Here is a 23,659-nt window from a genome sequence, read left to right as displayed (position 1 = left end):
ACCTCTTATCCCATTTAAAAGTACTTAGATTGCTATGATAAATGAAAATGAGAGATTAGGAGGGGTATTTTCGCAGAATACAGGACAGGTGCGCGCACTTGTTTTGATACCGATTTTTCAAGAAAATAGAAGTGAAAGCTCTTTGAGAGAGTGTTCTATATCTTCTCGTGTTAAAGAATCATTGGGGTTAGCACGTGCTATAAGGTTAGAAGTTGTTAATTATGAAACGATAAATATTGCAACGCCTCGCTCTGCGACTCTCTTTGGAAAAGGTAAAGTAGATGCGTTAACCTGTTATATAGATGAATATTCTATTGAGCTTGTGATTGTAGATCACTTTTTAACGCCAGTACAGCAGCGTAATTTAGAAAAATTGTGGAATTGCAAAGTTATCGATAGAACGGCTTTGATTCTTGAAATTTTTGGGGACCGTGCACGAACAAAAGAAGGAGTTTTGCAAGTAGAGTTAGCGCGTTTGTCCTATCAAAAAGGGAGGCTTGTGCGGAGTTGGACGCACTTGGAAAGGCAACGGGGGGGGCGTGGCTTCCTAGGTGGACCTGGTGAGACGCAAATTGAAGCAGATAGGCGTCTTTTACAAGAAAAAATTATTCGTATTCGCCGCGAATTGCAAACGGTTATTAAAACGCGTGCACTTCATAGAGCAAAAAGGAAAAAAACATCTTATCCTGTTGTGGCACTGGTAGGATATACGAATACAGGAAAGTCAACTCTCTTTAACCGTTTAAGCGGTGCAGATGTTTTAGCAAAGAATATGTTATTTGCAACGCTTGATCCGACTTTGCGCAAAGTTGTTCTTCCCCATGGAAAAACTGTTCTTTTGTCTGATACTGTAGGGTTTATTTCTAACTTGCCAACGAATTTGATTGCAGCTTTTAGAGCAACCCTTGAAGAAGTGGTTGAAGCGGATCTCATTCTTCATGTAAGAGATATGTCAGATCTTGATCATCGAGCACATGCCCAAGATGTTTTAGAAGTGCTTTCAAGTCTTGATATCGATATTGATGATATGGAGCACATCATAGAAGTTTGGAATAAGATTGATATGTTAGATGAGCAAGCATTGAATGTTTTACAAACAAGCGCAAAGACGCGATTAAATCCTGCTCTCATGGTATCAGCACTTAAAGGGGATGGACTCGATCAATTATTAAGAGCCATTGAAAAGCTAATTTTTGGAGAGGTGCAAAGCATTGAATATCTTTTACAACCTCATGAAATGTCGCTTATTGATTGGTTTTATGAAAACTCTGCGGAAATAGTGCAAGAAGGGCATGATGATGGGTCTATTACCATTAGAGCGGTTGTTACTTCTGAAGCAAAAAAACAACTAGAGAGCCTCAAAAAAATATGAATTAAGTTCTTTAAAAATATTTTTGAACATTTGTGCTTAAATTTTATATTTTTATTATCTCAAAATAATATGACAGCAAGTTAAGAGGATAGTTACTACTTTCTCTTAATAAAACAATATGAAGAAGTATTTTGCTGGTTAAAATAAAGATGAGTCTTACATGTAATAAAAGACTATTCGTACGTACCGTATGGCGAAGCATTTTGATTGTTTTGCTATTACAAATTCTATGTGTATCTTTGATTTGGTTGTATTATTTTGTCCAGCCCCGTGGTTACCAAGCAACTTTAACATTTTCATTATCTGATTCTGTAGGAAAGCCATTACCAATTAAAAAGCAAGACAATGTTATCGCTTTTTTGTTTTCACAGCCTATGTTCTTCAATGATTCGAATTTTTCTTTAAGTGCTTCTTATAAGAAAAAAAATCATGAAAATATCCGTTTATCGCGTCATGGTGATTTTATCGATCTTATTTTTGAAGCCGAGACACTTGAAGCAGCTCAACGTGGGTTGGAAAATTGGTTTTCCGCATTTTCACAAGCAATCATAAAACAGAAACAATTCTTGTTAAATGATAAATTAGAAGACAAACAATATGATAATATTGCAATCCTTAATATCGTGCAGGAATTTCGTAAATCTATTGATTCTTTTATTCAGCGTGGTGTAAAACAAACAGAACTTCATAATCTTTCGATGCAATTAACGCAAGCAACTTTAAAGCGTATTCATTTAACAAGTTTGAATTCAACGATTAACATGATGCGTGAAAATGGGCAGTCTTTACTGTCTTTATCGTTTATTGCAGGCAATTCAGCAATTGTTTCTCTGGAATCTAAACGTGATCTCTTGGAAACGCAAAGAGCACATATGGCTGCACAATTAGGGTGGACACATCCTCAAATTAAAGCGATGACTGCAGAATTAGAGACAGTTTCTCATCAATTAAAAAATAAAATTTTACAGATTGTTTATCAAGTTCATTCAGATGAGGTTATTGCAACGGAATTGGAAAAACAGCTTCAAAAAAGGGTGAGTTTTTTTATAAGAGATCAATCCCAATCTTTGAATGAAATATTTAATGAATTTGAAAATAAAATAAAAGCAGCGATCGATGTCCAAAATAAAGCGATGAGCAAGTCTGTTCAACGAAGAGAAAAAGTCATTGGTTCATATTGGGGATTGAGTGATAATCCTCTTCTCTTACAAAATACAAATATCCACGTGGTTATGCCAATAACGTTAGCACCAATTTCTTTTATGGCTCTTTATGGAAAAAATATTCTTGTGAGTGCATTGGCCAGCTTCCTTACTCTTTTGCTAGGAATCTTGTTATTCTATCCGTGCTTTAAAAGGAAAAAAGACCAAATCTCAGAAGAGGATTTGAGATCAAAAGAAAATTCTCTTAAGAAGAATGAGAATATTTTAGTCTCTCAAGAAATGAAAAATTTTGAAGCTTTTATTACGATAGAGGGATTATCTGATGTTTTGAAATGGCGTGCTTCAACCATTATTTCAATCATTGGACCAGAGGCTGCACGGACAGCGGCAAAGCTTTCACTTCATCTCACAAAAGAGAACAAAACAATTTTGTTGGTCGATATTTCTGGTCAACAAATAGAGAAAGTCATTGGTCCACATCGCGGACTGAGTGATATTTTAACGGGCAATGCCAAGTTGCATGATGTTATTTACCGTGATTATGATACGGGGGTTGATATTCTTCCTCAGGGGGTAACAAGTGCCATTTCAGCACAAGATTTTTCAAATGATATTTTTCATATATTACAAGAATTTAAAAAAGAATATGATTTTATCATCCTAGAGATGGCAAGCGAACCAAAATATGGGTTTGAGCAATTTGCAGAGCTAACAGACTATTATATTTGTAATACTGTTCTTAATGAACAAGAATGGATGATGCGGATGGTAGACAGCTTTCCAAAGACTGTTTATCGCATTGTAGCATCATAAGCTTCGTAAAGTAAAAAAGAAATATGTATCGCATGTTATAGTGGTACGCTTGTTTTTTGCTAAAGTTGTAGTACATACTAAAATAGACAAAGAGTTAATGTTTAAATTTTAAAATGCATTTTAGTTGGAGAGAAGCGTGGGGCAATCAGAGATGGTAGTAAAGAGATTAAACAATAGCATTTTAACGCCTGTGCAAAAGGAAAATAGAAAACATATACAGGTGTGGCTTTACTCTATTTTATTGCTGTGTTTGGCAATTGTCTTAGTGGGTGGAGCTACTCGTTTGACGGGATCAGGATTATCTATAACGGAATGGAAGCCAATACACGGCGTTATTCCACCGATTGGTGTGGATCAATGGCAAGAGGAATTTTTAAAATATCAACAGATAGCACAATATAAGCTGCTTAATCCTGATATGACCTTAAGTGCTTTTAAGGTCATTTTTTGGTGGGAATGGGCGCATCGTGTTCTTGGGCGTCTTGTTGGTCTTGTCGCTTTATTGGGGCTCATTTGGTTTTGGGCGACTAAGCGTGTTGAAAAAAATATCTTACTCCCGCTTATTGTTGTACCTATTCTTATCGCCTTTCAAGGCTTTATTGGTTGGTGGATGGTTGCTTCAGGGATTGGGCAAAGTAGTTTAACAAGTGTGAGCCAATATCGTTTGGCATTTCATCTTATAACGGCATGTTTTGTTATTGTTTTTGTTACTTATTTATCTCGAGGGCTTGCAGAATATTCAGAAAAGCCAGCAAATCAAAAGGTGCAATATTTTGCGGCTTGGCTTGTTATTCTCGTCTTGATAGAGATTTATTGGGGTGCTTTGGTTGCAGGGCTTCATGCAGGAAAAGTCTATAATACATGGCCCCTTATGGATGGTCAGATTATTCCTGATGGATTGTTACAGCATCGTCCTGTTTGGCTCAATTTATTCGAAAATCCCTTAACGGTTCAGTTTATTCATAGATTTTTTGCTTATTTTTTATTGATTGCCTCGGCTATTCATGCTTTCTATGTACAAAAAAATGTTCCCCGTTCAACCCACTCTCGTCGTGCATTTCTTATCTGTGGTATGATTATTATCCAAGCACTTTTAGGTATTTTGACACTGTTACATGAGGTTCCGATAAGTTTGGGGCTCATTCATCAAAGTATGGCATTAGTCGTGTTGTGTTTTGTTGTTGCGCATTGGCGAGCAACAAAAGGGGCTTATCCCGTTGTTGAATAAAAGTTTGTGAGTAGGGAGGTTTAGTTGCCTGAAAGCATTAAATCGAGGTTTTGGATAGCTGCAGCTGATGCGCCTTTTCCTAAATTATCGAATAGGGCGCTGAGATTGAAAATACCTTCACGATCATTTCCAAATACGAACAGTTTCATACCATCTTTATTGGCTAAATACTCTGGATTAAGTCTTTCAAGTGAAACAGTTTCTTCTTGTGATGCGACTAAAATGGTATTTTGTCCTTCGTAATGGTTTGCGAGAATTTCGCGCAAATCAGAACAGTTTGCTGATTTTGTGAATAAATGGCGATGCAGAGGAAGATTCACAATCATTCCTTGGGGAAAACGACTCACACTTGGTATAAAAACTGGGGTTTGATTGATTTGTCCATAGATTTTAATTTCTGGCACATGTTTGTGTTCAAGATTAAGACCATAGATAAAATAATTGTCCTGAATATTTTGTTGAGATTGATTTTCCATTTGTAAAATCAACTGTTTTCCACCACCGGTATAGCCGGAGATTGCATTAATCGAGATGGGATAATCGGCGTCTAGCAGTCCTGCTTCACGGAGTGGGCGAATCAAACTAATGGCACCGGTAGGATAGCATCCGGGATTGGTTATATAATGTGCTGCTTGGATGCGCTTTCTTTGTCCTGCTGTCATTTCAGGAAAACCGTAAACCCAGTCTGGTGCAACACGGTGGGCTGTCGAGCTATCAATAATCCTAATGTTTTTATTTTTTTTAAGCCAATGAACTGTTTCGCGTGCAGTATCATCTGGAAGACACAAAATAGCAATATCGGCTTGATTAAGATAGTCTTGTCGCAGATGAACATTATGGCGATCTTTATGAGCAAGAGAGAGTAGTTTTAAATCTGTACGCCTTTCTAAGCGTTTTTGTATTTGTAGTCCGGTTGTGCCATGTTCACCATCAATAAAAACTTTGGTTAGCATTCTTATTTGCCTTCGTATTAACTTTGCCTATTATATTCAGCTTTTCACATTATAAATTATTTTTAATCATTAAATTATTGAATTTCTTTAGATTATAGATACCTTTTGTAAAAGGTGTAAACAAATAAGAGTGTAAAAAAAGAAATGTAATCTCATTTTTTACCATTCTCGAGAGGGAAGTTTTTCGTTGTTTTTATAACAAAGAACTAAGATAAATATTTACCTCATTATTTTTGAGTGTAAGTAGTTTAAAATGTTTGGTTTGCATGGTTTGCTGTGTTATCGTTCCTTGACTTTATTTTTTTATGTTAGGAATGTGTTTTATGACTCAGCAAGAAAATGACGCACAAAAGCGCTTTTTTAATGATAATTTACAAACTGTTGATGGTGCAATTTTTGACGCAATTAGAGGGGAGTTTGAGCGTCAACAACATGAAATTGAGCTGATTGCTTCAGAGAATATTGTTTCAAGAGCAGTCCTTGAAGCGCAGGGGTCTGTTTTAACCAATAAGTATGCAGAAGGTTATCCAAGAAAGCGCTACTATGGTGGGTGTCAATTTGTTGATGTCGTTGAAGATTTAGCTATTGAAAGGGCAAAACAGCTTTTCGGTGCTGCGTTTGCGAATGTACAGCCTAATTCTGGTAGCCAAATGAATCAAGCTGTCTTTTTAGCTTTACTTCAGCCTGGTGATACATTTATGGGGTTGGATTTAAATGCTGGTGGTCACCTTACGCATGGTTCACCTGTTAATATGTCAGGAAAATGGTTTGATGTTGTTTCCTATGGTGTGCGTCAAGAAGATCAGATTATTGATATGGATGAGGTTGAGCAGCTTGCAAAAGAACGTAAGCCAAAACTTATTATAGCAGGGGGCTCATCTTATCCACGGCTATGGGATTGGGAAAGATTCCGTGAAATTGCAGATGAAATCGGTGCTCATTTACTCGTTGATATGTCTCATATTGCTGGTCTTGTTGCTGGTGGCGTGCATCCTTCACCTGTTCCACATGCGCATATTGTAACAACAACAACACATAAATCGCTTCGAGGTCCACGTGGTGGTTTAATATTGACAAATGATGAGGCTTTATCCAGAAAAATTAATTCTGCAATTTTTCCTGGTCTTCAAGGTGGTCCTTTAATGCATGTGATTGCCGCAAAGGCTGTTGCGTTTGAGGAGGCTTTGCATCCCTCTTTCAAGAGTTATAGTGCTAATGTTGTCGCTAATGCGAAAACTTTAGCAAAAACATTACAGGGTAATGGTTTTAATATTGTTTCTGGTGGTACAGATAATCATTTGTTGTTGGTTGATTTACGTTCCAAAAATCTAACAGGTAAACGTGCTGAATTGGCTTTGGGACGCGCTCATATTACCTGCAATAAAAATGGCATTCCTTTTGATTCTGAAACGCCATCTATAACATCAGGAATTCGTTTGGGATCACCTGCTGCCACGACGCGTGGTTTTTTAGAAAAAGAGTTTATTCAAGTTGGTCATCTGATTTCAGAAGTTCTTGATGGTCTTCGGAGTGCAAAAAGTGATGAAGATAATCATGTCGTTGAAATGGCTGTTGAGAAAAAGGTAAAAGATATAACGAATCAATTTCCTCTTTACTCTTATCTTACCACTCGTTAAGGATACAAAGGATGCGCTGTCCTTACTGCCAATATGAGGATACACAGGTCAAAGACTCACGTCCAGCAGAAGAGGGGGCAGTGATTCGCCGCCGCCGTGTGTGTTCCGTTTGTGGTGGTCGTTTTACAACTTTTGAACGTGTTCAGTTGCGTGAGCTCTTGGTTGCTAAAAAAAGTGGACGATGTGAACTCTTCGATCGTGATAAGTTAATGCGATCAGTTGATGTGGCTGTACGTAAGCGCAATATTGATCCTGATCATATTGAACGAGCAATTTCTGGCATTGTACGCCAGCTTGAAAGTTTGGGAGAACCAGAGATTGCTTCAGAAAAAATTGGGCATCTTGTGATGGAAGCATTGAAAAGAATTGATGATATTGCTTATATTCGTTTTGCTTCTGTGTATCGAGATTTTCGTAATGCAAGCGATTTTCACGATGTTATAGATGAATTGTCAAAGGGTATCGCGGATACAGAATCTCGTTTTGATGAATAAAAAAGTGCAAGATGAACGGTTTATGGCTGCAGCTATTCGTTTAGCAGAACGTCATGTCGGTCTTACAGGTGAGAATCCTTCCGTTGGTACGTTAATTGTGCGAAACGATAATGGTGCTGTGGGGGCTTTTATTGTTGGCTATGGCGTAACAGCTATTCATGGGAGTCCTCATGCGGAAGTGCAAGCTTTACACATGGCAGGTTCTTTGGCTCAAGGAGCGACTGCTTATGTTACTTTAGAACCTTGTGCGCATTATGGAAAAACTTCGCCGTGTGTGAATGCGCTTATTGATTCAGGTGTTTCTCGAGTTGTTGTTGCGCTGACTGATTGTGACAAGCGTGTTGATGGTCATGGTATTGCTCTTTTGCGAGCAGCGGGTATTGAAGTGGTTGAGGGCATTTTAGCTGAAGAGGCTTTTGAATCCTTATGGACGCATTGGTGCATAAGGAAGATACAACGCTGTGCGGTCACTTTTAAAATGGCAATTTCTGCCGATAATGGTGTTGGAAAAAGAGAGAAGGGCAGCGTAAAAATTAGTGGAACACTTTCTCATGCTCATACGCATATTCTACGTGCTCAAAATAATGCTATCCTCGTTGGTATTGGTACTATATTAGCAGATGATCCACAACTCAATTGCCGCTTGCCAGGGATGGAAATGCGCTCACCAATTCGTATTATTTTGGATGCAGATTTATCTATCCCCCTTGATGCAAAAGTTGTCCAAACAGCCATAAAAATTCCTACATGGGTTATTTGTGATGTGGATCTTTCAAAGAAAAGCAAAAAAAATGCATTGGAGCAATATGGTGTGTCTGTTTATTCGGTCGAGATGAACAATGGTTGTGTAGAACCCTTTGCTCTTTTACAGATGCTTTATAAACATGGGATTAATAGTGTTTTATTGGAAGGGGGCGTCAAGACAGGGGAAAAATTTTTGAATGCTGGTTGTGTTGATCATTTGATATGTTTTCATACCCCTATTGTTTTAGGCAAAAATCGTATTGAAGCCCCTCATTTTGGAAATTATCTCTCGCAGTTTCATGAGATTGAGACAAGAATGTTTGGAAATGACCGTTTTTATAAGTGGAGACGTAAGACATTATGTTCACAGGAATTATAACGGATATTGGTTGTGTTGAAGATGTTCAACCTTTAAAGCAGGGGATGCGTTTAAAGATTTCTACCCGCTATGCTATAGAAAGCTTAGCAATTGGCGCGTCAATTGCTTGTTCAGGAATTTGTCTGACAATTGTAGAGCGAGGATTAAAGCAAGAAGATACCAATTGGTTTGTTGTTGAGGCGTGGGAAGAAACATTACGTTTAACGAATCTTGCACAATGGATAAAAGGAACTTTTGTTAATTTGGAACGTTCGCTTCGATTGGGTGATGAAATGGGAGGACATTTAGTTTCTGGTCATATTGATGGTTTGGCTGAAATCATTGATCAAAAAAATGAAGGGGATGCAATTCGTTTTTATTTAAAAGTTTCAAGACAATTTATGCCTTTCATTGTTAATAAGGGATCTATTGCACTTAATGGGACATCTTTGACTGTTAATGGTGTTGAGGATTGTGTTTTTGATGTTCTTATTATTCGCCATACACTTGAAATGACAACGTGGGGACAAGCTAAAATTGGAGATCGGGTCAATTTGGAAATTGATCAACTTGCTCGTTATGCTGCAAAACTTTTTGCTTTAAAAAGAGAAGATGAATAAGCCAACACTCTATTGATCGTTTTCAGAATTTTATGCTTTATAACTTTGATTTTTTTGATTCGTTTTTTGTGGAATTCCATTATGATGAAAGAGATAGGTAAAAAGCCTCACGTATTGATTGTTGAGGCACGTTTTTATGAGGGGATTTCTGATGCACTTTTGAGAGGTGCAGTGAATACTTTGCAAAAAGCTGAAGCAAGTTATGATGTTGTAACGGTTCCTGGAGCATTAGAAATACCAAGTGCAATAGCTTTTGCTGAACAAAACAAGATATCGTATGATGGTTATGTTGCTCTTGGTTGTGTTATTCGAGGTGAAACATATCACTTTGAAATTGTTGCTAATGATTCTTGTCGTGCATTGATGGATTTAACTGTTCATCAGCACTTGGCTATTGGAAATGGTATTTTGACTGTTGAAAACGAAGAACAAGCATGGGTGCGTGCAAAATTAGATGACAAAAATAAAGGTGGTTTTGCGGCTGAAGCTGCTTTATGTATGATCGCTCTAAAAAAGAGATTTGGAGATAATCGTTAAATATGGCTGATATAAAAAGCAGACATTTTCCGCGTTCAGCCAATAAACGTGGAGCAGCAAGACTCGCTGCAGTTCAAGCACTCTATCAAATGGATATCGTGGGTTCGGGGGTGATGGAAACGGCAGCTGAGTATGAGGCTTATCGTTTGGGAAAAGATATTGATGGAGACCAATATCTTGAAGCTGATTTTCAATGGTTTTTGGCTATTATAACGGGTGTTGTAAAAGATCAAAAGCAGCTTGATCCTCTGCTTCATCAACAGCTTTCTGCAGAGTGGTCTCTTTCACGTCTTGATTCTATATTGCGAGCAATTTTACGAGCAGGTTTATGGGAGTTGATCAACCGTAAAGATGTTCCCGTTGCGGTTGTCATGAATGAGTATGTTGACATAGCAAAGGCGTTTTTTGAAGGTGATGAGCCAAAACTTGTTAATGCAGTTCTTGACAGTATGGCAAAAAAAGTTCGCCTCTAAGAGTTACAAATCCCCCTATTATAGATCTGATATTATCAGACCTATAATATTGAAACGGTATGCAGACTATATAATTCAGTTATGGGGTGGCAAATTCGCAGGGCCTTTTATAATTTGAATTAAGAAAGGATGTTCTTTTGTTACAGTTGGCGTTGTTTGTGTAATAAAATCAAACACTTGACCGTCTTGTAATCCGTAATTTGCAACTTTTGCAACCTGATTATTTTTATTGAAGTAAATGGCTAAAACTTTGCGATCAATAATCTTTGTTTTCATAAACTGCATCCCACGATAACGTGTCTGTGAGATGTAATAAAAAACTTCATTATCATATTTTGTTTTTAATGAGGGGGTCCCTAAAGTTAAAAGAACTTGCTCTTGACTTGAGCCAATAGAGATAGAACTTAGAGCATTTTTATCAAGAACATAGCCTTCTCTATAAATTTGGCTCGAACCTGAAGAATCAAGAAGGCTACACCCAGAAAGCATTCCTATGCTTGCTATTGATAGACCAATCAATAATTTACGTTTGATTAAGGCTATTATGTGAGGCATTTGAAACAATAGTATCTCCTTTTTATACTGAGATGTAGGACAAGAAGGCAACCTCAAGTTTTTTCTAATTTTAACTTAATCTACCGTAGCTTACACTGAGTTTCCCTGTTATAAAGCAAATTATGCCATATAGAATTTCTTTAGAAAAGAAAAAAATGCATAAATACTTGAGATAAATAAAAACATAGTGCTTTACGCGTTTTTATGTTTGGGAGTTGTCAATGAATGTTCAAAATGTTCCTCAAATGACATTTGCTTTGGCTTATCCAATATCTGTACGTTCTCTACCTGCTAAAGGTATAAGGATTCATTTTTGTGCAAACAAAAAAGAATGTACACATTTAGCCCAGAACCATGATTTAATTGAAGTAAAATCTTGTGAGGGAAAATTCCATATTTTCCCGTGGAAAAAACGCGGAGTGCGTATAAAAGGTCTGTTGCAAGCGCGTATACTACAGTTATGTGTTGTTACATTAGAACCATTAGAAAATATCCTTTGTGAAAATATTGAGGTTGTTTTTGTTCCTGAAGATTCAAATTTGATGAAGCCCAAAATATCAGAGGATACAGGGGAATTGTTTTTAGATGTGGAGGGGCTTGATACTCCTGAAGTATTTTATGATGATAAAATTGATATTGGCGCAATCATGGAAGAGTTTTTTGAGTTGTCTATTAATCATTATCCACGTAAAGAAGGGATAAAGATGAATATGGGTGAAAATTTAGAAGAAGCAGAGCGAAAATTCTCTCCATTTTCTGTTTTGAAAAATTGGAAGTGATTGTAAAAACATACAAAAAATATCTATTGTATGCTAAACGGTATTTTCTGCGAAGCGATTTTCGCAAGATGTGCTGTGTGAGTATTCAGGAGCCAAAAATCATAATATGTATTTAAAGATGTAAATGAAAAGATGTGGGATATGCAAGCGTGATTAGAATTTCTGTGGATGTCATGGGCGGTGATTACGGTCCAGAAGCAGCTATTGCAGGAGCAGCAATTGTACAAAAATATTTATCAAATATTTATTTTCTATTTTATGGAGTAGAGGAGGCTGTTCGTCCGGTTTTAAAAAAATATCCCTGTTTGGATTCTGTATCGCGCTTTTGCCCTACAGAAAGTTATACACGCATGGATGAAAAGCCAAGCCAAGCACTTCGTAATGGACGTGGTAAATCATCAATGTGGTACGCCATTGAAGCGGTAAAAAATGGTGAAGCTGATGCTTGCATTTCTGCTGGTAATACGGGTGCACTCATGGCCATGTCTTATTTTTGTTTGAAAATGCTTGCAGAGGCTGAACGTCCTGGTATTGCGGGTATCTGGCCAACACTGCGCAGTGAGAGTATTGTTTTAGATATTGGAGCAACAATTGGTGCCTCTGCTAGTCAGTTGGTTGATTTGGCGGTTATGGGAGCAGGTATGTTTCGCGCTTTATATCACACTGAAAGACCAAGTGTTGGGCTTTTAAATGTGGGGGTGGAAGAGGTTAAAGGACTTTATGAAATAAAAAAAGCAGGAATGATATTGCGTGAAGTGCAATTAGAAGGATTGGAATATAAAGGATTTGTTGAGGGCAATGACATTGGAAAAGGAACAGTCGATGTTGTTGTGACAGAGGGGTTTTCTGGTAATATTGCTTTAAAAACCGCAGAAGGAACCGCGCGACAGATAGGAGAGATTTTAAACTCTGCAATGCGCAGTTCTTTTTTAACATCTCTTGGTTATTTTTTATCACGGGGTGCTTTTCGTATACTGAAACATAAAATGGATCCTGATAGGGTGAATGGAGGAGTGCTTTTAGGTTTGAATGGTGTTGTTATAAAAAGTCATGGCAGTGCTAATGCTAATGGCTTTGCTTCTGCTATCCGCGTTGGTTATAAAATGGTTAATAATGGACTTTTACAAAAAATAACGGCTGATTTACGGCGATTTCATGAAAATAAAGAAACACTTTTTGACCAAGAAGATGAAGCGGTGATGAATGGAGAGTCCTTATGATAAGCTCTTATAATAGAAATGAAAAATTTGAAGAAAAGGTAAGAGCTGAATGATTCGGTCAATTATACGTGGTGTAGGAAGTGCTTTGCCGAAAAGAAGTTTATCAAATGATGAGATTGCAAAGTTTGTTGAAACGTCAGATTCATGGATTGTTCAGCGTACAGGAATACGCCAACGTTATATTGCCAGTGAAAATGAAACAACTGTTTCTTTAGGAGTTGAGGCTGCGCAAGCAGCACTTACAAATGCTGGTTTAACAATAAAAGACATCGATTGTATTATTTTAGCAACGTCTACCCCGAATCGTACTTTTCCTGCTTCTGCTGTTGAAATTCAGCATGCTTTGGGAATGAGCCATGGATTTGCTTTTGATATTCAAGCTGTTTGCTCTGGTTTTATTTTTGCTTTAACAACAGGAGATTCTTATTTACGGTGTGGGGGAGCTAAAAGAATTTTAGTTATTGGATCCGATACATTTTCTCGAATTTTAGATTGGGAAGATCGTACGACATGTGTTTTGTTTGGTGATGGTGCGGGTGCTGTTATTTTGGAAGCACAAGAAACTGAGGGGGATATTGCTTTTGAGCGTGGTATATTGTCTGCGAAATTGCGCTCTAATGGTGCTTATATAGATAAGCTATATGTTGATGGTGGACCTTCAACAACACAAACGACAGGCTATTTGCGTATGGAAGGACGAGAAGTTTTTAAATATGCTGTTGGTATGATAACGGATGTGGTTGATGATTGTTTTGCAGTTGCAGGTATGGATTCTTCACAACTAGATTGGTTTGTACCTCATCAGGCTAATAAGCGCATTATTGAAGCATCTGCTAAAAAGCTAGGAATTTCACTAGATAAAGTTGTGATTACCGTTGATCAACATGGTAATACGTCTGCTGCATCAGTTCCGTTGGCTTTAACAACAGCTGTTTGCGATGGAAAAATAAAAGAAGGAGATCTTATCATGTTAGAAGCCATGGGAGGTGGATTTACATGGGGAGCAATTCTTATTCGTTGGTAAATTATGGCTACTTGACCATATTTCAAGAAAACGTATAAGTCATTTTGTAATTTTTAATATTTTAATAGGTGGTTATAATGACAAGTAAGACAGTAACGCGTGCAGATTTAGCGAGCGTAGTTTGTAAAAGAGTGGGCTTGTCACATACTGAATCAGCAGCTTTAGTCGAATTGGTTTTGGATGAGATTTGCAACTCACTTGTAAGAGGTGAAGCGGTTAAATTATCTTCTTTTGCAACTTTTCAGGTTCGCAGTAAAAATGAACGTGTTGGACGCAATCCAAAAACAGGTGTTGAAGCACCTATTCCGCCGCGACGTGTTGTGACGTTTAAGGCTGCCAATGTTCTTAAACAGAGAATTTTAGATTCGTATCGTGCAAAACAGAAAAAATGATATCTCATAAATAAATGCCATGGTATGTTTGGTATTTGTTAAAGAAATGTATAAAATAAGGGTCTTTGTTTTTTAGAAAAAGACTGGTGAGTAAGGTGTCAATGATGGTCTTATTTTTGACTAATCTTGTTGAGAAATTGAGACAGAATGAGTCATTGTAAAGTAATTTATTTTGTTTTAAATAAGGTGTTACAAAATGGATAAAAGCTCTGATGCTTTTCGCACAATTAGCGAAGTAGCGGAGTTATTGGAGCTTCCGCAGCATGTCTTAAGATTTTGGGAAACACGTTTTAGGCAGATTAAACCAATGAAACGTGGGGGAGGAAGGCGCTATTATCGTCCGGTCGATGTTGATTTGCTCAATGGTATTAAGCAGTTACTATATGATCAAGGTTATACGATAAAAGGTGTGCAACGCCTTTTGAAAGAAAATGGTGTTGCTTTTGTAACTGCATTGGGTAATGGTGATCTTGATGCTATGAATGTGGTCATAGAGAAGAAACATGCAGGACAAACTTCTGAAAATGCTAGCAATAAGCCTAAGAAATCTTCTTTTGGGCTTTTGAGTTTCATGAGGAGTGAAGGAGAAACATCTGTCGGTTCTGTGAATCTTTACAAAGATAAAACTGATAAAGCATTGTTACAAGAAATTCTGTTTGAACTCATTGAATGTAAGCGTGTTCTTGATAGAGCACGATAATAATATTTTTTTGTTTTATATGTGTTTCGTAGATATTTAGATGTTTTATGGATGTGCCCAGAATTTTATACGTTCAACGAGTAGTCATATATCGTATGTGTATATTTAACGAGTTTTTTATAAGAGTTTTTCATTTGGTAAAACATGAAGAAGAGAAAGAATAAACGCTGAGTTTTGCCATTTTTTTGATTTGGCTTTATAAAAATTAAGGCAATATCTCATCAGTGTAGATTGCGGGATGTAGAATGCCATTAGCTTACCAATTCATGTGCTTGTTTTAAAGAGATGTTTCTTAAGGCTTCTTAATCTTATTTTACCATAATGCCTCGTGAATGATTAATGGTAAACTCGTTGAGTACCGCTATTTTTATACTTATGAAGGTTCAAGTCGGCATCATCATTATAGTTATAGCCTGTTCTCAATGACTGCAACAATCCTTAGCACTTTAGGCGGCTCATTGTAGGCATTTTAAAAGTCCTTTCTCAATAATTTTTATCCATACACTCATTCCGCTTGTTTCGTGCAAGCAAATGATTTTGATAGATTCAACATAAACATATTAAAAATAAGAGAAGCCTATGATATTCGAAACCTTATTTAATATGAATAACGATATATTATCATTATAAATCAATATCTTGTCCTTTTTTATAAGGGCTTATCTTACGAATAAGAAATATCATTGTTCAGCTAATTTTACATATTTTTTATTAATAAATATAATCTTGTTTTCAGTTTTCTTGCTTGATGTTGCTATAATTATTGTAATGATCTATCCATGATAGTAGCAGAATCTTTTCATTATAAAGGTAAAAGATTAATGTTATTATTAATATTCAATTGTCTATGATTTTTGCATTTAAACAGCTCATAGCTTACATTCAACTTTTTCACCAATCCACCTTGTAGAGAGAGAGCACGTTACTCTTTCTGATGATAGGTCATTGTGCATGAAACAAAAACACACTACAATATCAAATTATTTCATTTTGTACAAAAACTGAAGATTTATAGTAAAAAATTAACGTATTACCATCTTCTGTGATATTATGCATTTATGACACGTTGCAAATCTGGAGGTGTTGCTTCATTTGAGAGTTGTTTAATCACATCTTCTACAGATAAAAGGGTTTGATTTGTACTTCCTAAGCGGCGTATATTTACGCTGTTTGTTTCAGCTTCACGTTTGCCACATACCAAAATTACGGGGACTTTTTGTAAAGAATGTTCTCGTATTTTATAGTTAATTTTTTCATTGCGGAGATCTATTGTTGCGGAAAGCCCAACAGCTTTAAGTTTTGCTGTTATTTTTTGGGCATATTCATTTGCTTCGGATGTAATTGTTACAACAACAATTTGTTCAGGAGCAAGCCAAAGTGGCATATGTCCAGCAAAATTTTCGATTAATATACCAAAAAAACGCTCCATTGATCCCAAAATAGCACGGTGGATCATAACAGGTTGACGTTTTTCTGAATCTTTATCAATATAGAATGCACCAAAACGTTCAGGGAGATTAAAGTCTATTTGTGTTGTTCCACATTGCCATTCACGACCGATAGCATCCTTTAATGTATATTCAAATTTTGGACCATAAAATGCTCCTTCACCTGGAAGGATGCTTGTTTTGATTTGTCCTGCAAATTTTGTTTCAATCGTTTTAAGGACAGATTCCATGATACTTTCTGCATGATCCCATAATGCATCAGATCCAACTCGTTTTTCTGGACGTGTTGAAAGCTTAAGACTAATTTCTTTAAAACCAAAATCAGCATAAGTTGATAAAATAAGATCATTAATACTGAGACATTCATCGGCTAATTGTTCATCAGTACAAAAAATATGCGCATCATCTTGTGTAAAACCACGCACACGCATAAGACCATGTAAAGAGCCTGAAGGCTCATAACGATGAACAAGTCCAAATTCAGCAAGTCTAATAGGCAAATCACGATAAGATTTTAAACCATGTTTAAAAATTTGCACATGACCAGGGCAATTCATTGGTTTAAGGGCATAAACATTCCCATGATCTGAATCTTCTGCTGCTGAAATTACTTTGAACATATTCTCCTTATACCAACCCCAATGGCCAGATATTTCCCAGAGTGACCTATCGAGAACTTGTGGTGCATTAACTTCAGCATATTGATGATCATCAAGGCGTCTACGCATATAGCTGATCAAATTTTGGAACATTTTCCAACCTTTTTTGTGCCAAAAAATCATTCCTGGCCCTTCTTCTTGAAAGTGAAATAAGTCCATTTCACGTCCCAAGCGGCGATGATCACGTTTTTCAGCTTCTTCTAGCATATGGAGGTAGGCTTTTAAGTCATTTTCATTTGCAAATGCTGTTCCATAAATTCTCGTGAGCATTGGATTATTGGCATCGCCACGCCAATAAGCTCCTGCAACTTTCATTAATTTGAAAGCATTCCCAATTTGCCCTGTAGATTGCATGTGCGGTCCGCGACAAAGATCAAACCACTCCCCTTGATAATAAACTTTTAAATCTTGATTTTCAGGAATGCTATCAATAAGTTCAACTTTATAAAATTCTTTTTTCTCAGAAAAAACTTTTCTTGCTTTTTCACGAGACCAAATTTCTTTTCTAAAAGGTTTATTGCGTTGGATAATTTCACGCATTTTCTGTTCAATGACGGTGAGATCATCTAATGTAAAAGGTTGTTGGCGTGCAAAATCATAATAGAATCCATTCTCAATGACAGGACCTATTGTTACTTGCGTTTCAGGAAAGAGCTCTTGCACTGCTTCAGCAAGGACATGGGCGCAATCATGCCTTATGAGCTCAAGAGCGCGTGAATCTTCTCGGGTAATAATCTCTACTTGACCAGATTGTCCCAATGGATCCGATAAGTCTCGCGTGATACCATCAAGACTATAGGCGACTGCTTTTTTTGCAAGTGATTTAGAAATAGATTCTGCTAATTCCAAGCCTGTCATTTCGGCGGGGTAATTACGTTTTGAACCATCGGGAAAAAAAAGAGAAATAGAGCAAGACATAAAAACACCCTTTTAATCCAATTCCGCTAACGATTGCGGATGGTTTCGTGAAAATTGAGTAAAAAGCTTATAGACTAATTTTTTTATCAATACATGTGAAAAAAGAAAAGGATTATTTGTTGTGTTTGTCAGAAATTTTCCAGTAACACCAAGGTTTATAAAAACAGCAAGAATTTCCAAGCGATGGAGGGACTGGATCAAAGCCATCTGTTCCAAAGGGTCCACAACGCATGATACGAAAGAGTCCCATCCATGCACCAGCCCAAAGCCCATGGCGTGCAATCGCTTCATATGTATATTCTGAACAAGTCGGGGCATGGCGGCACTGATTACCTATAAGGCTCGAAAGTGTTATTTGATAGAAACGTATTAAGAAAACACCCAATAATCGTCCGGGTGTTTTTTGCCAAGTGCCTGTGTAATTCCGAGTCAACTTTTTTTGTCTAGATTGTGATTTGAACATTTATTTTTCTTCAATTTTTTGAATGCAGTCTATCGTTGCATCAAAGGGTAGTAGTGTTGCTGCATGGCGCACTTTATAGTCTTTAATGGGCTGTAAGCAAGAAAAATCCTCAAATGAAGCTTGAGGAGAAGGACCATTTTGCGTTAGCATTTGGTAGATAACTTCACGCAATATTTTAAGATCTTGAGTTGTTTGTCCGATGATATGAGATGCTAAAAGTGAAGCTGAAGCTTGCCCTAGCACACATGCATGTATTTCGTGAGCAAAATCGGTAATAATACCATTTTCCACTTTTAAATCTACAGTGATTGTCGAACCACAAAGGTGTGCATGTTTTCTTGATGTTGCATCAGGATTATTAAGACGCCCAATTTTGCCTATATGTGCAGCATATTTAAGTATTTTATCATTATAGATATTATCAATCATGCGCTATTGCCTGAAATTTTGAGAGTCGTGATTGTTTAAACTTTTAATTCGCTTATATAGAGATTATACAAAATGAGATAGGTATGGAGCAAATGCTTTGTATAGAGTAAGCTTGGAGTTTTTGAATGCGTAATGTTGTTAAAGAAGACACAAATTTATCTGAAGAAAAGCGTCCGAGTATTGAAGAGGTGGAAGAGGCGATTCGTACATTACTCTTATGGATAGGGGAAAATCCAAATAGAGAAGGGCTTTTAGATACTCCAAAACGTATAGCCAAGGCATATCGCGAGCTTTTTAATGGTTATAGTCAATCGGTTAAAGAAACCTTAGGTACAGTTTTTGAAGAGGTTTCAGGATACAATGAAGCCGTAATCGTAAAGAATATACCTTTTTATTCACACTGTGAGCATCACATGATCCCAATTATTGGGAAAGCACATATAGCATATCTTCCTAATGCAAAAATTGTTGGTCTTTCAAAAATTGTACGTGTTGTAGATATTTTTTCTCGTCGTTTACAAACTCAAGAAGCTATGACAGCGCAAGTGGCTCACGCGTTAAAAACGTATCTGAAGCCTCATGGTGTAGCAGTATTGATTGAGGCTGAGCACATGTGTATGGCTATGAGAGGAATCCAAAAACAGGGCTCTACAACAATTACAAAAAACTTTCATGGTTATTATGAAAAAGATCAAGCGGCACAAGCACATTTTATGATGATGGTTCAAAGGTCATAGTAAAGCCCATATTTCTCGTAATCTTTATTAAGTTATAAAGCATCCGGATAAAATAAATTATGAGAAAAAGAAAATTGGCTTGTACCTTTCTTTATGATTTGTTAAAGGCTAAAAACCAAGATTTTTTCTTTCCACGTGCGGTCGTGGCGGAATTGGTAGACGCGCAGCGTTGAGGTCGCTGTGGGGCAACCCGTGGAAGTTCGAGTCTTCTCGACCGCACCAGTTAGCAGTGAGTCTCTCCATAATGAGATGAAGTTATGTTAGAGAGAGGGGATTTATAGGCATTATAGAAAAATCTTTTTTGTATGTTATTTGTTGGTGTGTTGCCAATAATGTTTCGTTTTTATTACTTTATCTATGCATTTGAAATGTTATATTTTTATAAGGTGGGGTGAAGTTGCAGTGAGAAGTATAATGATTCTGAGATATTTAACACTTCTTATTTGTATTTCTTTATTATCAGCGTGTAGTGATTCACGTGCTGTACTTTGGCATGGGGTGCATGCAACACCTTCTATGACTGCCGTAGAAAGGGAAGTTGAAGGGAAACCAGTTTCTCCAAAAGCCATCGTTCCAGTGTATGTTGCAACGAGTCGTATGATGCAAAATAATTACGCTCAACCTTATGGTGCAGAGCGATCAAATAAAGTTCATTATAATCGTGTTGACGTAGGAATTCCTCAGCAACATGTAAAGGGAGTTGTTGAAATAAATGCCTATAAACCTACGCATGATAAGTATTTTGCAGCAGTAGCATTGCAAAAATACGATAATAAAGAACAGTTTAAACAGCGATTAAATGCTGCTTTAGCAAAAAAGCCAAAAGGAAAAAGAGAAGTTTTTCTTTTTATCCATGGGTATAATAATAATTTTGCAGATGGTACATTTCGTACAGCACAGTTTACACACGATTATTCTTTAAATGTTGTCGCTGTGCATTATTCTTGGCCTTCGGCCGGATCAGTTCCTCTTTATATTTATGATCGTGACAGTGCTAATTTTGCCCGTGACGGATTGATAGAGCTTTTAACACTTATTAGTGAAACCAATGCTGATCAAATTTCGGTTATTGCACATTCTATGGGCAATTTTGTTATAATGGAAGCATTTAGAACGTTAGCGTTACAGGGAAAATATAGGCCTATTCGTCGTATTACAAGTTTATTAATGGCTGCACCAGATATTGATGTTGATGTATTTGAGCGCCAACTTAATGATATAAAAAAACTCCCGCAGCCAACCGCTATTTTAGTATCCAGAGCGGATAAAGCTCTTGCGGTTTCAGGACGTCTTACGGGTGGACATCATCGTGTGGGCGATGGCTCAGATATTGAAATGTTGCGTAAAAATGGAATAGCTGTTCTTGATTTCTCTCATGTGGATGGGGGGGCACACAATGTCTTTGCATCTTCGCCAACATTGATGGCTCTTTCTCGAGAAGGTTCTTTGGCTTCCACAATTATGCAAGGTACAGAATTGTCACCTAGTCAAGCCCTTCTTGCTGATGGTAGTAGTGTGTTGGAAAAAACAACACATCTTATCCTTTATACACCTGTACGTTTTCTCTCTCCACGGATTCCACGTTGATCGTGAAAAGAGAGAAGAGGCTCCATCGAATAATGTATTGGAGGTAATATTTTTTAGCACTTTCTTTAGAATGGTCTTGTAAAATGAAAAATAAATGGCGGGATGAATGTAAAAAACAGTCATTAGGTGAGTTTGTGATGATTGCACGGAAACGCTATGTTAATACGCCTACAGTTGTTGATTATTTATCTCATTCCGCAATTAAGTTATTAGACATTCATGCTATGCTTGTGAAGGTGAGAAAAGGTGATATGGGGGAAAAACCAAATTTATTGCGTCAAATTGATTCTACAAAAAAACAGTTAGATGAGATAAGCCATGCTCTTATTTTAGAATATCGTAAACGCCAAGAAAATGAGCGTTTTTTAAAACAAATTCTGCTATCCATTTCCGATCAACTTTTTGCACTTAATAATGGTTTTAAGGAAACAGGACGTCTTTTTTTTCAAGAAGTTAGAATACTTCAGTCTCAGATGCAATGTTTGTATGAGGGAAAGGAGAGGCTGCATTTGTTGAATAGCCAAGAATCTTTTTGTTCTCCATCAAAGATTGATGAAGTCATTAAACAGTTACAAAAAGCACGAGAAAAGCTTATTCTTGAAAGCCCACATCTCTTTGAAAAAAGCACAAAAGCTAAACAATGAAAGTTCTTTAGTTGAGCAGATCGATAATTTGAATTTTACAGCAAAAACGCTGTTAGATAGAAGGCTATAACCTTTTTAAAGAAAAGAATTTGCTTTAATAAATGAAACGCATGTATTTTATAATCTCACTCTTTATTGCATTAAAGCTTTAGAAGACTTTGGTTATATCTTTGCTAAAGTTAAGGCTGATGAATTAGGTGGCTTTATTGAAAATAAATGTTTGTGGAAAGAATTTTACAAAAAACTTTCTGATTCTTTTAATAATAGCCCGCCGGATAATTTTACCAATGTTATGAAGTTGTTAGTGTATTCATTAGGCAAATAAAAAGCAANCACCTTGAAAAAACACACATGAAATCAATAAGTTATAGCACCATAAAAGTGCTGTGGCGGAGGGGGTGGGATTCGAACCCACGGTACAGTCTCCTGCACGCCGGTTTTCAAGACCGGTGCCTTAAACCGCTCGGCCACCCCTCCAAACTAGATATGCTTTTTGACAAATTTCTTGTAAAAGGTCAATCATTTTAATACGCATTTTAAAGCGTTCTTTGTAAAACTATTTAAGTTTCAATTAAAATAATTCTTCATAAGTTAATTCTTTGAGTGTGTTATCTAAGAGTTTCATTTTTAAACATGATAGTTTTTTCTGAAAAAATGAAAGGTAATTATGATATTTATCATTTTTTTCCTGTTTAAAAATTTTTTACAAAGCAATATTTTTTTTAAGTTCTAACAATCGTTTTCGTAATAATAAGAAATGTTTAGTTGAAAATGTTTGATAAATTATATTAAATTCCGGTCGTGTATTTTTGAATTATTTTACCTTTCCAGATATTTATTTTATTTAGATCGTTTATATTGGCGAAAAGAAAATGTTATTACTCTGACAGTTTATGAGAGATAAATTTGTAAGAATGACATATATATTCAAGGAAAGTTTTTATTGAGTTTAAATTAAGTACAATTCAATAAGAAAGCTCTTTAAAAGATTTTAATTTTTTAAATAAAAATATTCAGATATTTAGTGCGTCTAAAGAGACGCCTTGGAGGGAATGGCTGATTTGCACTATTTGAATAAAAATTTATGTAAGATTTGCATCGATAGTTTAAAATCTCTTCTAGATATGACTGGAAATTAGGTATATTTGTAATGCTTTTTCTGTGGGATAAGCAAAAAGTTAATTTGAATGGAAGAAAAAATTATTGAGCAATACCCTTAGATCAATAGATAGTTTGTGAAGGTATTACATAGTTTTTCAAGAATAGAACTTAAAAACGCTAAATTATGCAGAGTCAGAAAGCGTAAACTTTAAAAGACAAAGTTTTAAAAGACGATTCATTCACAAGTATGTGTAAAATAAAATATTTATGTCTAATATAAGGGAATAGGTGAATCTTGATTCTATTGAGTTTTTTTGCCTCTATCCCTCATCTTTTTGAAGCTTTTTTATGGTTGCAAGAGCGAGTTTTTTACGGTCTGTGCTCTTTATGTAAAGAGATGCCATAGCATCATTTGTCCAGCCAAAAATTGCTTTGAGTTGTGATACTGTTGCACCAGAATTAGCGGCCACGTTTTGCTGCTAATTTTCTCAATTCATGCGCCGATTTTTTGATACCTGCTTTGGTACACACATTATAAAATGTAATTCCGAAGCTTTTTTTGGGTATTTTTTTCCCGCGTTTACCACAAATGAATGTTTCTTCTCCAATAG

At 36.4% G+C, this 23,659-nt stretch carries 22 protein-coding genes, 2 tRNA genes and 1 pseudogene; 18 read left to right on the top strand and 7 right to left on the bottom strand.

Annotated features, from left to right (window positions below; all coding sequences use genetic code 11):
* The first annotated feature begins 34 nt into the window (after positions 1 to 34).
* The 3 genes from hflX to ACFIJW_RS02285 all read left to right on the top strand — a co-directional run bounded on the left by hflX (position 35) and on the right by ACFIJW_RS02285 (position 4,576).
* The gene (hflX, locus tag ACFIJW_RS02295) at positions 35 to 1,372 is read left to right on the top strand and encodes a GTPase HflX (protein ID WP_375633154.1); all 1,338 of its coding nucleotides are present in this window, start codon (positions 35 to 37) and stop codon (positions 1,370 to 1,372) included.
* Between the two features lie 149 nt (positions 1,373 to 1,521).
* On the top strand, positions 1,522 to 3,348 hold the full coding sequence (locus ACFIJW_RS02290; RefSeq protein WP_375633153.1) for a hypothetical protein: 1,827 nt from the start codon (positions 1,522 to 1,524) through the stop codon (positions 3,346 to 3,348).
* 136 nt (positions 3,349 to 3,484) lie between these two features.
* Positions 3,485 to 4,576 (top strand): COX15/CtaA family protein, encoded by a 1,092-nt coding sequence (locus ACFIJW_RS02285; protein WP_375633152.1) that lies wholly within the window; start codon positions 3,485 to 3,487, stop codon positions 4,574 to 4,576.
* A 20-nt stretch (positions 4,577 to 4,596) separates the two neighbouring features.
* Here ACFIJW_RS02285 and argC read toward each other — a convergent pair whose 3' ends face one another.
* On the bottom strand, positions 4,597 to 5,529 hold the full coding sequence (gene argC, locus ACFIJW_RS02280; protein WP_375633151.1) for an N-acetyl-gamma-glutamyl-phosphate reductase: 933 nt from the start codon (positions 5,527 to 5,529) through the stop codon (positions 4,597 to 4,599).
* Positions 5,530 to 5,852: 323 nt separating this feature from the next.
* Here argC and glyA point away from each other — a divergent pair, with 323 nt between their 5' ends.
* The 6 genes from glyA to nusB all read left to right on the top strand — a co-directional run bounded on the left by glyA (position 5,853) and on the right by nusB (position 10,392).
* Positions 5,853 to 7,166, top strand: coding sequence for a serine hydroxymethyltransferase (glyA, locus tag ACFIJW_RS02275; RefSeq protein WP_375633150.1), 1,314 nt, complete (start codon positions 5,853 to 5,855; stop codon positions 7,164 to 7,166).
* Between the two features lie 11 nt (positions 7,167 to 7,177).
* Complete coding sequence (gene nrdR / locus ACFIJW_RS02270; RefSeq protein ID WP_375633149.1) at positions 7,178 to 7,660, top strand: transcriptional regulator NrdR; 483 nt, start codon at positions 7,178 to 7,180, stop codon at positions 7,658 to 7,660.
* Positions 7,653 to 8,783 carry a bifunctional diaminohydroxyphosphoribosylaminopyrimidine deaminase/5-amino-6-(5-phosphoribosylamino)uracil reductase RibD gene (ribD, locus tag ACFIJW_RS02265; protein WP_375633148.1) on the top strand — a complete coding sequence of 377 codons (1,131 nt, stop codon included), beginning with the start codon at positions 7,653 to 7,655 and terminating at the stop codon, positions 8,781 to 8,783. The genes nrdR and ribD overlap by 8 nt, the downstream gene beginning before the upstream one ends.
* Complete coding sequence (locus ACFIJW_RS02260) at positions 8,765 to 9,382, top strand: riboflavin synthase (protein ID WP_375633147.1); 618 nt, start codon at positions 8,765 to 8,767, stop codon at positions 9,380 to 9,382. Before ribD ends, ACFIJW_RS02260 begins: the two co-directional genes overlap by 19 nt.
* 81 nt (positions 9,383 to 9,463) lie before the next feature.
* Positions 9,464 to 9,919, top strand: a complete 456-nt coding sequence (locus tag ACFIJW_RS02255; protein WP_375611572.1) for a 6,7-dimethyl-8-ribityllumazine synthase — start codon at positions 9,464 to 9,466, stop codon at positions 9,917 to 9,919.
* A 2-nt stretch (positions 9,920 to 9,921) separates the two neighbouring features.
* Positions 9,922 to 10,392, top strand: coding sequence for a transcription antitermination factor NusB (nusB, locus tag ACFIJW_RS02250; protein WP_015856452.1), 471 nt, complete (start codon positions 9,922 to 9,924; stop codon positions 10,390 to 10,392).
* Between the two features lie 75 nt (positions 10,393 to 10,467).
* Here the strand turns inward: nusB and ACFIJW_RS02245 are convergent, their stop codons facing one another.
* Positions 10,468 to 10,947 carry an outer membrane protein assembly factor BamE gene (locus ACFIJW_RS02245; protein WP_375618522.1) on the bottom strand — a complete coding sequence of 160 codons (480 nt, stop codon included), beginning with the start codon at positions 10,945 to 10,947 and terminating at the stop codon, positions 10,468 to 10,470.
* A gap of 221 nt (positions 10,948 to 11,168) precedes the next feature.
* Here ACFIJW_RS02245 and ACFIJW_RS02240 point away from each other — a divergent pair, with 221 nt between their 5' ends.
* From ACFIJW_RS02240 to ACFIJW_RS02220, 5 genes are all read left to right on the top strand, one after another.
* Entirely contained in the window at positions 11,169 to 11,726 is a 558-nt protein-coding gene (locus ACFIJW_RS02240; RefSeq protein ID WP_375633146.1) for a DUF177 domain-containing protein, read from the top strand.
* 149 nt (positions 11,727 to 11,875) lie between these two features.
* Positions 11,876 to 12,946, top strand: a complete 1,071-nt coding sequence (gene plsX, locus ACFIJW_RS02235; RefSeq protein WP_375618503.1) for a phosphate acyltransferase PlsX — start codon at positions 11,876 to 11,878, stop codon at positions 12,944 to 12,946.
* Positions 12,947 to 12,995: 49 nt separating this feature from the next.
* Positions 12,996 to 13,970 (top strand): beta-ketoacyl-ACP synthase III, encoded by a 975-nt coding sequence (locus ACFIJW_RS02230; RefSeq protein WP_375633145.1) that lies wholly within the window; start codon positions 12,996 to 12,998, stop codon positions 13,968 to 13,970.
* A 77-nt stretch (positions 13,971 to 14,047) separates the two neighbouring features.
* Positions 14,048 to 14,362 (top strand): integration host factor subunit alpha, encoded by a 315-nt coding sequence (locus tag ACFIJW_RS02225; RefSeq protein ID WP_375633144.1) that lies wholly within the window; start codon positions 14,048 to 14,050, stop codon positions 14,360 to 14,362.
* Between the two features lie 196 nt (positions 14,363 to 14,558).
* On the top strand, positions 14,559 to 15,062 hold the full coding sequence (locus ACFIJW_RS02220; protein WP_375633143.1) for a MerR family transcriptional regulator: 504 nt from the start codon (positions 14,559 to 14,561) through the stop codon (positions 15,060 to 15,062).
* A gap of 1,048 nt (positions 15,063 to 16,110) precedes the next feature.
* Here ACFIJW_RS02220 and thrS read toward each other — a convergent pair.
* From thrS to ACFIJW_RS02205, 3 genes are all read right to left on the bottom strand, one after another.
* On the bottom strand, positions 16,111 to 18,087 hold the full coding sequence (gene thrS, locus ACFIJW_RS02215) for a threonine--tRNA ligase (protein WP_375633142.1): 1,977 nt from the start codon (positions 18,085 to 18,087) through the stop codon (positions 16,111 to 16,113).
* Between the two features lie 112 nt (positions 18,088 to 18,199).
* Positions 18,200 to 18,550: a membrane protein insertion efficiency factor YidD gene (yidD, locus tag ACFIJW_RS02210; RefSeq protein ID WP_375633141.1), complete on the bottom strand. Its 351-nt coding sequence runs from the start codon at positions 18,548 to 18,550 to the stop codon at positions 18,200 to 18,202.
* Positions 18,551 to 18,979 carry an iron-sulfur cluster assembly scaffold protein gene (locus ACFIJW_RS02205; RefSeq protein WP_375633140.1) on the bottom strand — a complete coding sequence of 143 codons (429 nt, stop codon included), beginning with the start codon at positions 18,977 to 18,979 and terminating at the stop codon, positions 18,551 to 18,553. It abuts the gene before it with no gap.
* A gap of 125 nt (positions 18,980 to 19,104) precedes the next feature.
* Between ACFIJW_RS02205 and folE the strand changes: the two genes are divergently transcribed.
* The 4 genes from folE to ACFIJW_RS02185 all read left to right on the top strand — a co-directional run bounded on the left by folE (position 19,105) and on the right by ACFIJW_RS02185 (position 21,947).
* Positions 19,105 to 19,716 (top strand): GTP cyclohydrolase I FolE, encoded by a 612-nt coding sequence (gene folE, locus ACFIJW_RS02200; protein WP_375633139.1) that lies wholly within the window; start codon positions 19,105 to 19,107, stop codon positions 19,714 to 19,716.
* Positions 19,717 to 19,853: 137 nt separating this feature from the next.
* A tRNA-Leu gene (locus tag ACFIJW_RS02195) sits at positions 19,854 to 19,938 on the top strand.
* Between the two features lie 192 nt (positions 19,939 to 20,130).
* A complete protein-coding gene (locus ACFIJW_RS02190; RefSeq protein WP_375633138.1) occupies positions 20,131 to 21,303 on the top strand; it encodes an alpha/beta hydrolase in 1,173 nt (390 codons plus the stop codon).
* A gap of 137 nt (positions 21,304 to 21,440) precedes the next feature.
* Positions 21,441 to 21,947, top strand: coding sequence for a hypothetical protein (locus tag ACFIJW_RS02185; RefSeq protein ID WP_015856440.1), 507 nt, complete (start codon positions 21,441 to 21,443; stop codon positions 21,945 to 21,947).
* Between the two features lie 387 nt (positions 21,948 to 22,334).
* Here the strand turns inward: ACFIJW_RS02185 and ACFIJW_RS02180 are convergent.
* Both ACFIJW_RS02180 and ACFIJW_RS02175 read right to left on the bottom strand, forming a co-directional pair.
* Positions 22,335 to 22,424: transfer RNA gene (locus tag ACFIJW_RS02180), tRNA-Ser, on the bottom strand.
* Between the two features lie 944 nt (positions 22,425 to 23,368).
* Positions 23,369 to 23,659: pseudogene (locus ACFIJW_RS02175) on the bottom strand (tyrosine-type recombinase/integrase); the annotation flags it as partial.

The organism is Bartonella sp. MM97QHHN (assembly GCF_042194285.1).
In the GTDB taxonomy this organism is placed as follows: domain Bacteria; phylum Pseudomonadota; class Alphaproteobacteria; order Rhizobiales; family Rhizobiaceae; genus Bartonella.
The sequence above is the reverse complement of the archived record's forward strand: the minus strand, read 5'-3'. Positions and strand labels throughout refer to the sequence as shown.

Excerpts from the sequence above, each read along its gene's own strand:
- hflX (WP_375633154.1), top strand. The coding sequence starts at position 35 with ATGATAAATGAAAATGAGAGATTAGGAGGGGTATTTTCGCAGAATACA.
- ACFIJW_RS02290 (WP_375633153.1), top strand. The coding sequence starts at position 1,522 with ATGAGTCTTACATGTAATAAAAGACTATTCGTACGTACCGTATGGCGA.
- argC (WP_375633151.1), bottom strand. The coding sequence starts at position 5,529 with ATGCTAACCAAAGTTTTTATTGATGGTGAACATGGCACAACCGGACTA.
- glyA (WP_375633150.1), top strand. The coding sequence starts at position 5,853 with ATGACTCAGCAAGAAAATGACGCACAAAAGCGCTTTTTTAATGATAAT.
- nrdR (WP_375633149.1), top strand. The coding sequence starts at position 7,178 with ATGCGCTGTCCTTACTGCCAATATGAGGATACACAGGTCAAAGACTCA.
- ribD (WP_375633148.1), top strand. The coding sequence starts at position 7,653 with ATGAATAAAAAAGTGCAAGATGAACGGTTTATGGCTGCAGCTATTCGT.
- ACFIJW_RS02260 (WP_375633147.1), top strand. The coding sequence starts at position 8,765 with ATGTTCACAGGAATTATAACGGATATTGGTTGTGTTGAAGATGTTCAA.
- ACFIJW_RS02255 (WP_375611572.1), top strand. The coding sequence starts at position 9,464 with ATGATGAAAGAGATAGGTAAAAAGCCTCACGTATTGATTGTTGAGGCA.
- nusB (WP_015856452.1), top strand. The coding sequence starts at position 9,922 with ATGGCTGATATAAAAAGCAGACATTTTCCGCGTTCAGCCAATAAACGT.
- ACFIJW_RS02245 (WP_375618522.1), bottom strand. The coding sequence starts at position 10,947 with ATGCCTCACATAATAGCCTTAATCAAACGTAAATTATTGATTGGTCTA.
- ACFIJW_RS02240 (WP_375633146.1), top strand. The coding sequence starts at position 11,169 with ATGAATGTTCAAAATGTTCCTCAAATGACATTTGCTTTGGCTTATCCA.
- ACFIJW_RS02230 (WP_375633145.1), top strand. The coding sequence starts at position 12,996 with ATGATTCGGTCAATTATACGTGGTGTAGGAAGTGCTTTGCCGAAAAGA.
- ACFIJW_RS02225 (WP_375633144.1), top strand. The coding sequence starts at position 14,048 with ATGACAAGTAAGACAGTAACGCGTGCAGATTTAGCGAGCGTAGTTTGT.
- ACFIJW_RS02220 (WP_375633143.1), top strand. The coding sequence starts at position 14,559 with ATGGATAAAAGCTCTGATGCTTTTCGCACAATTAGCGAAGTAGCGGAG.
- thrS (WP_375633142.1), bottom strand. The coding sequence starts at position 18,087 with ATGTCTTGCTCTATTTCTCTTTTTTTTCCCGATGGTTCAAAACGTAAT.
- yidD (WP_375633141.1), bottom strand. The coding sequence starts at position 18,550 with ATGTTCAAATCACAATCTAGACAAAAAAAGTTGACTCGGAATTACACA.
- ACFIJW_RS02205 (WP_375633140.1), bottom strand. The coding sequence starts at position 18,979 with ATGATTGATAATATCTATAATGATAAAATACTTAAATATGCTGCACAT.
- folE (WP_375633139.1), top strand. The coding sequence starts at position 19,105 with ATGCGTAATGTTGTTAAAGAAGACACAAATTTATCTGAAGAAAAGCGT.
- ACFIJW_RS02190 (WP_375633138.1), top strand. The coding sequence starts at position 20,131 with ATGATTCTGAGATATTTAACACTTCTTATTTGTATTTCTTTATTATCA.
- ACFIJW_RS02185 (WP_015856440.1), top strand. The coding sequence starts at position 21,441 with ATGATTGCACGGAAACGCTATGTTAATACGCCTACAGTTGTTGATTAT.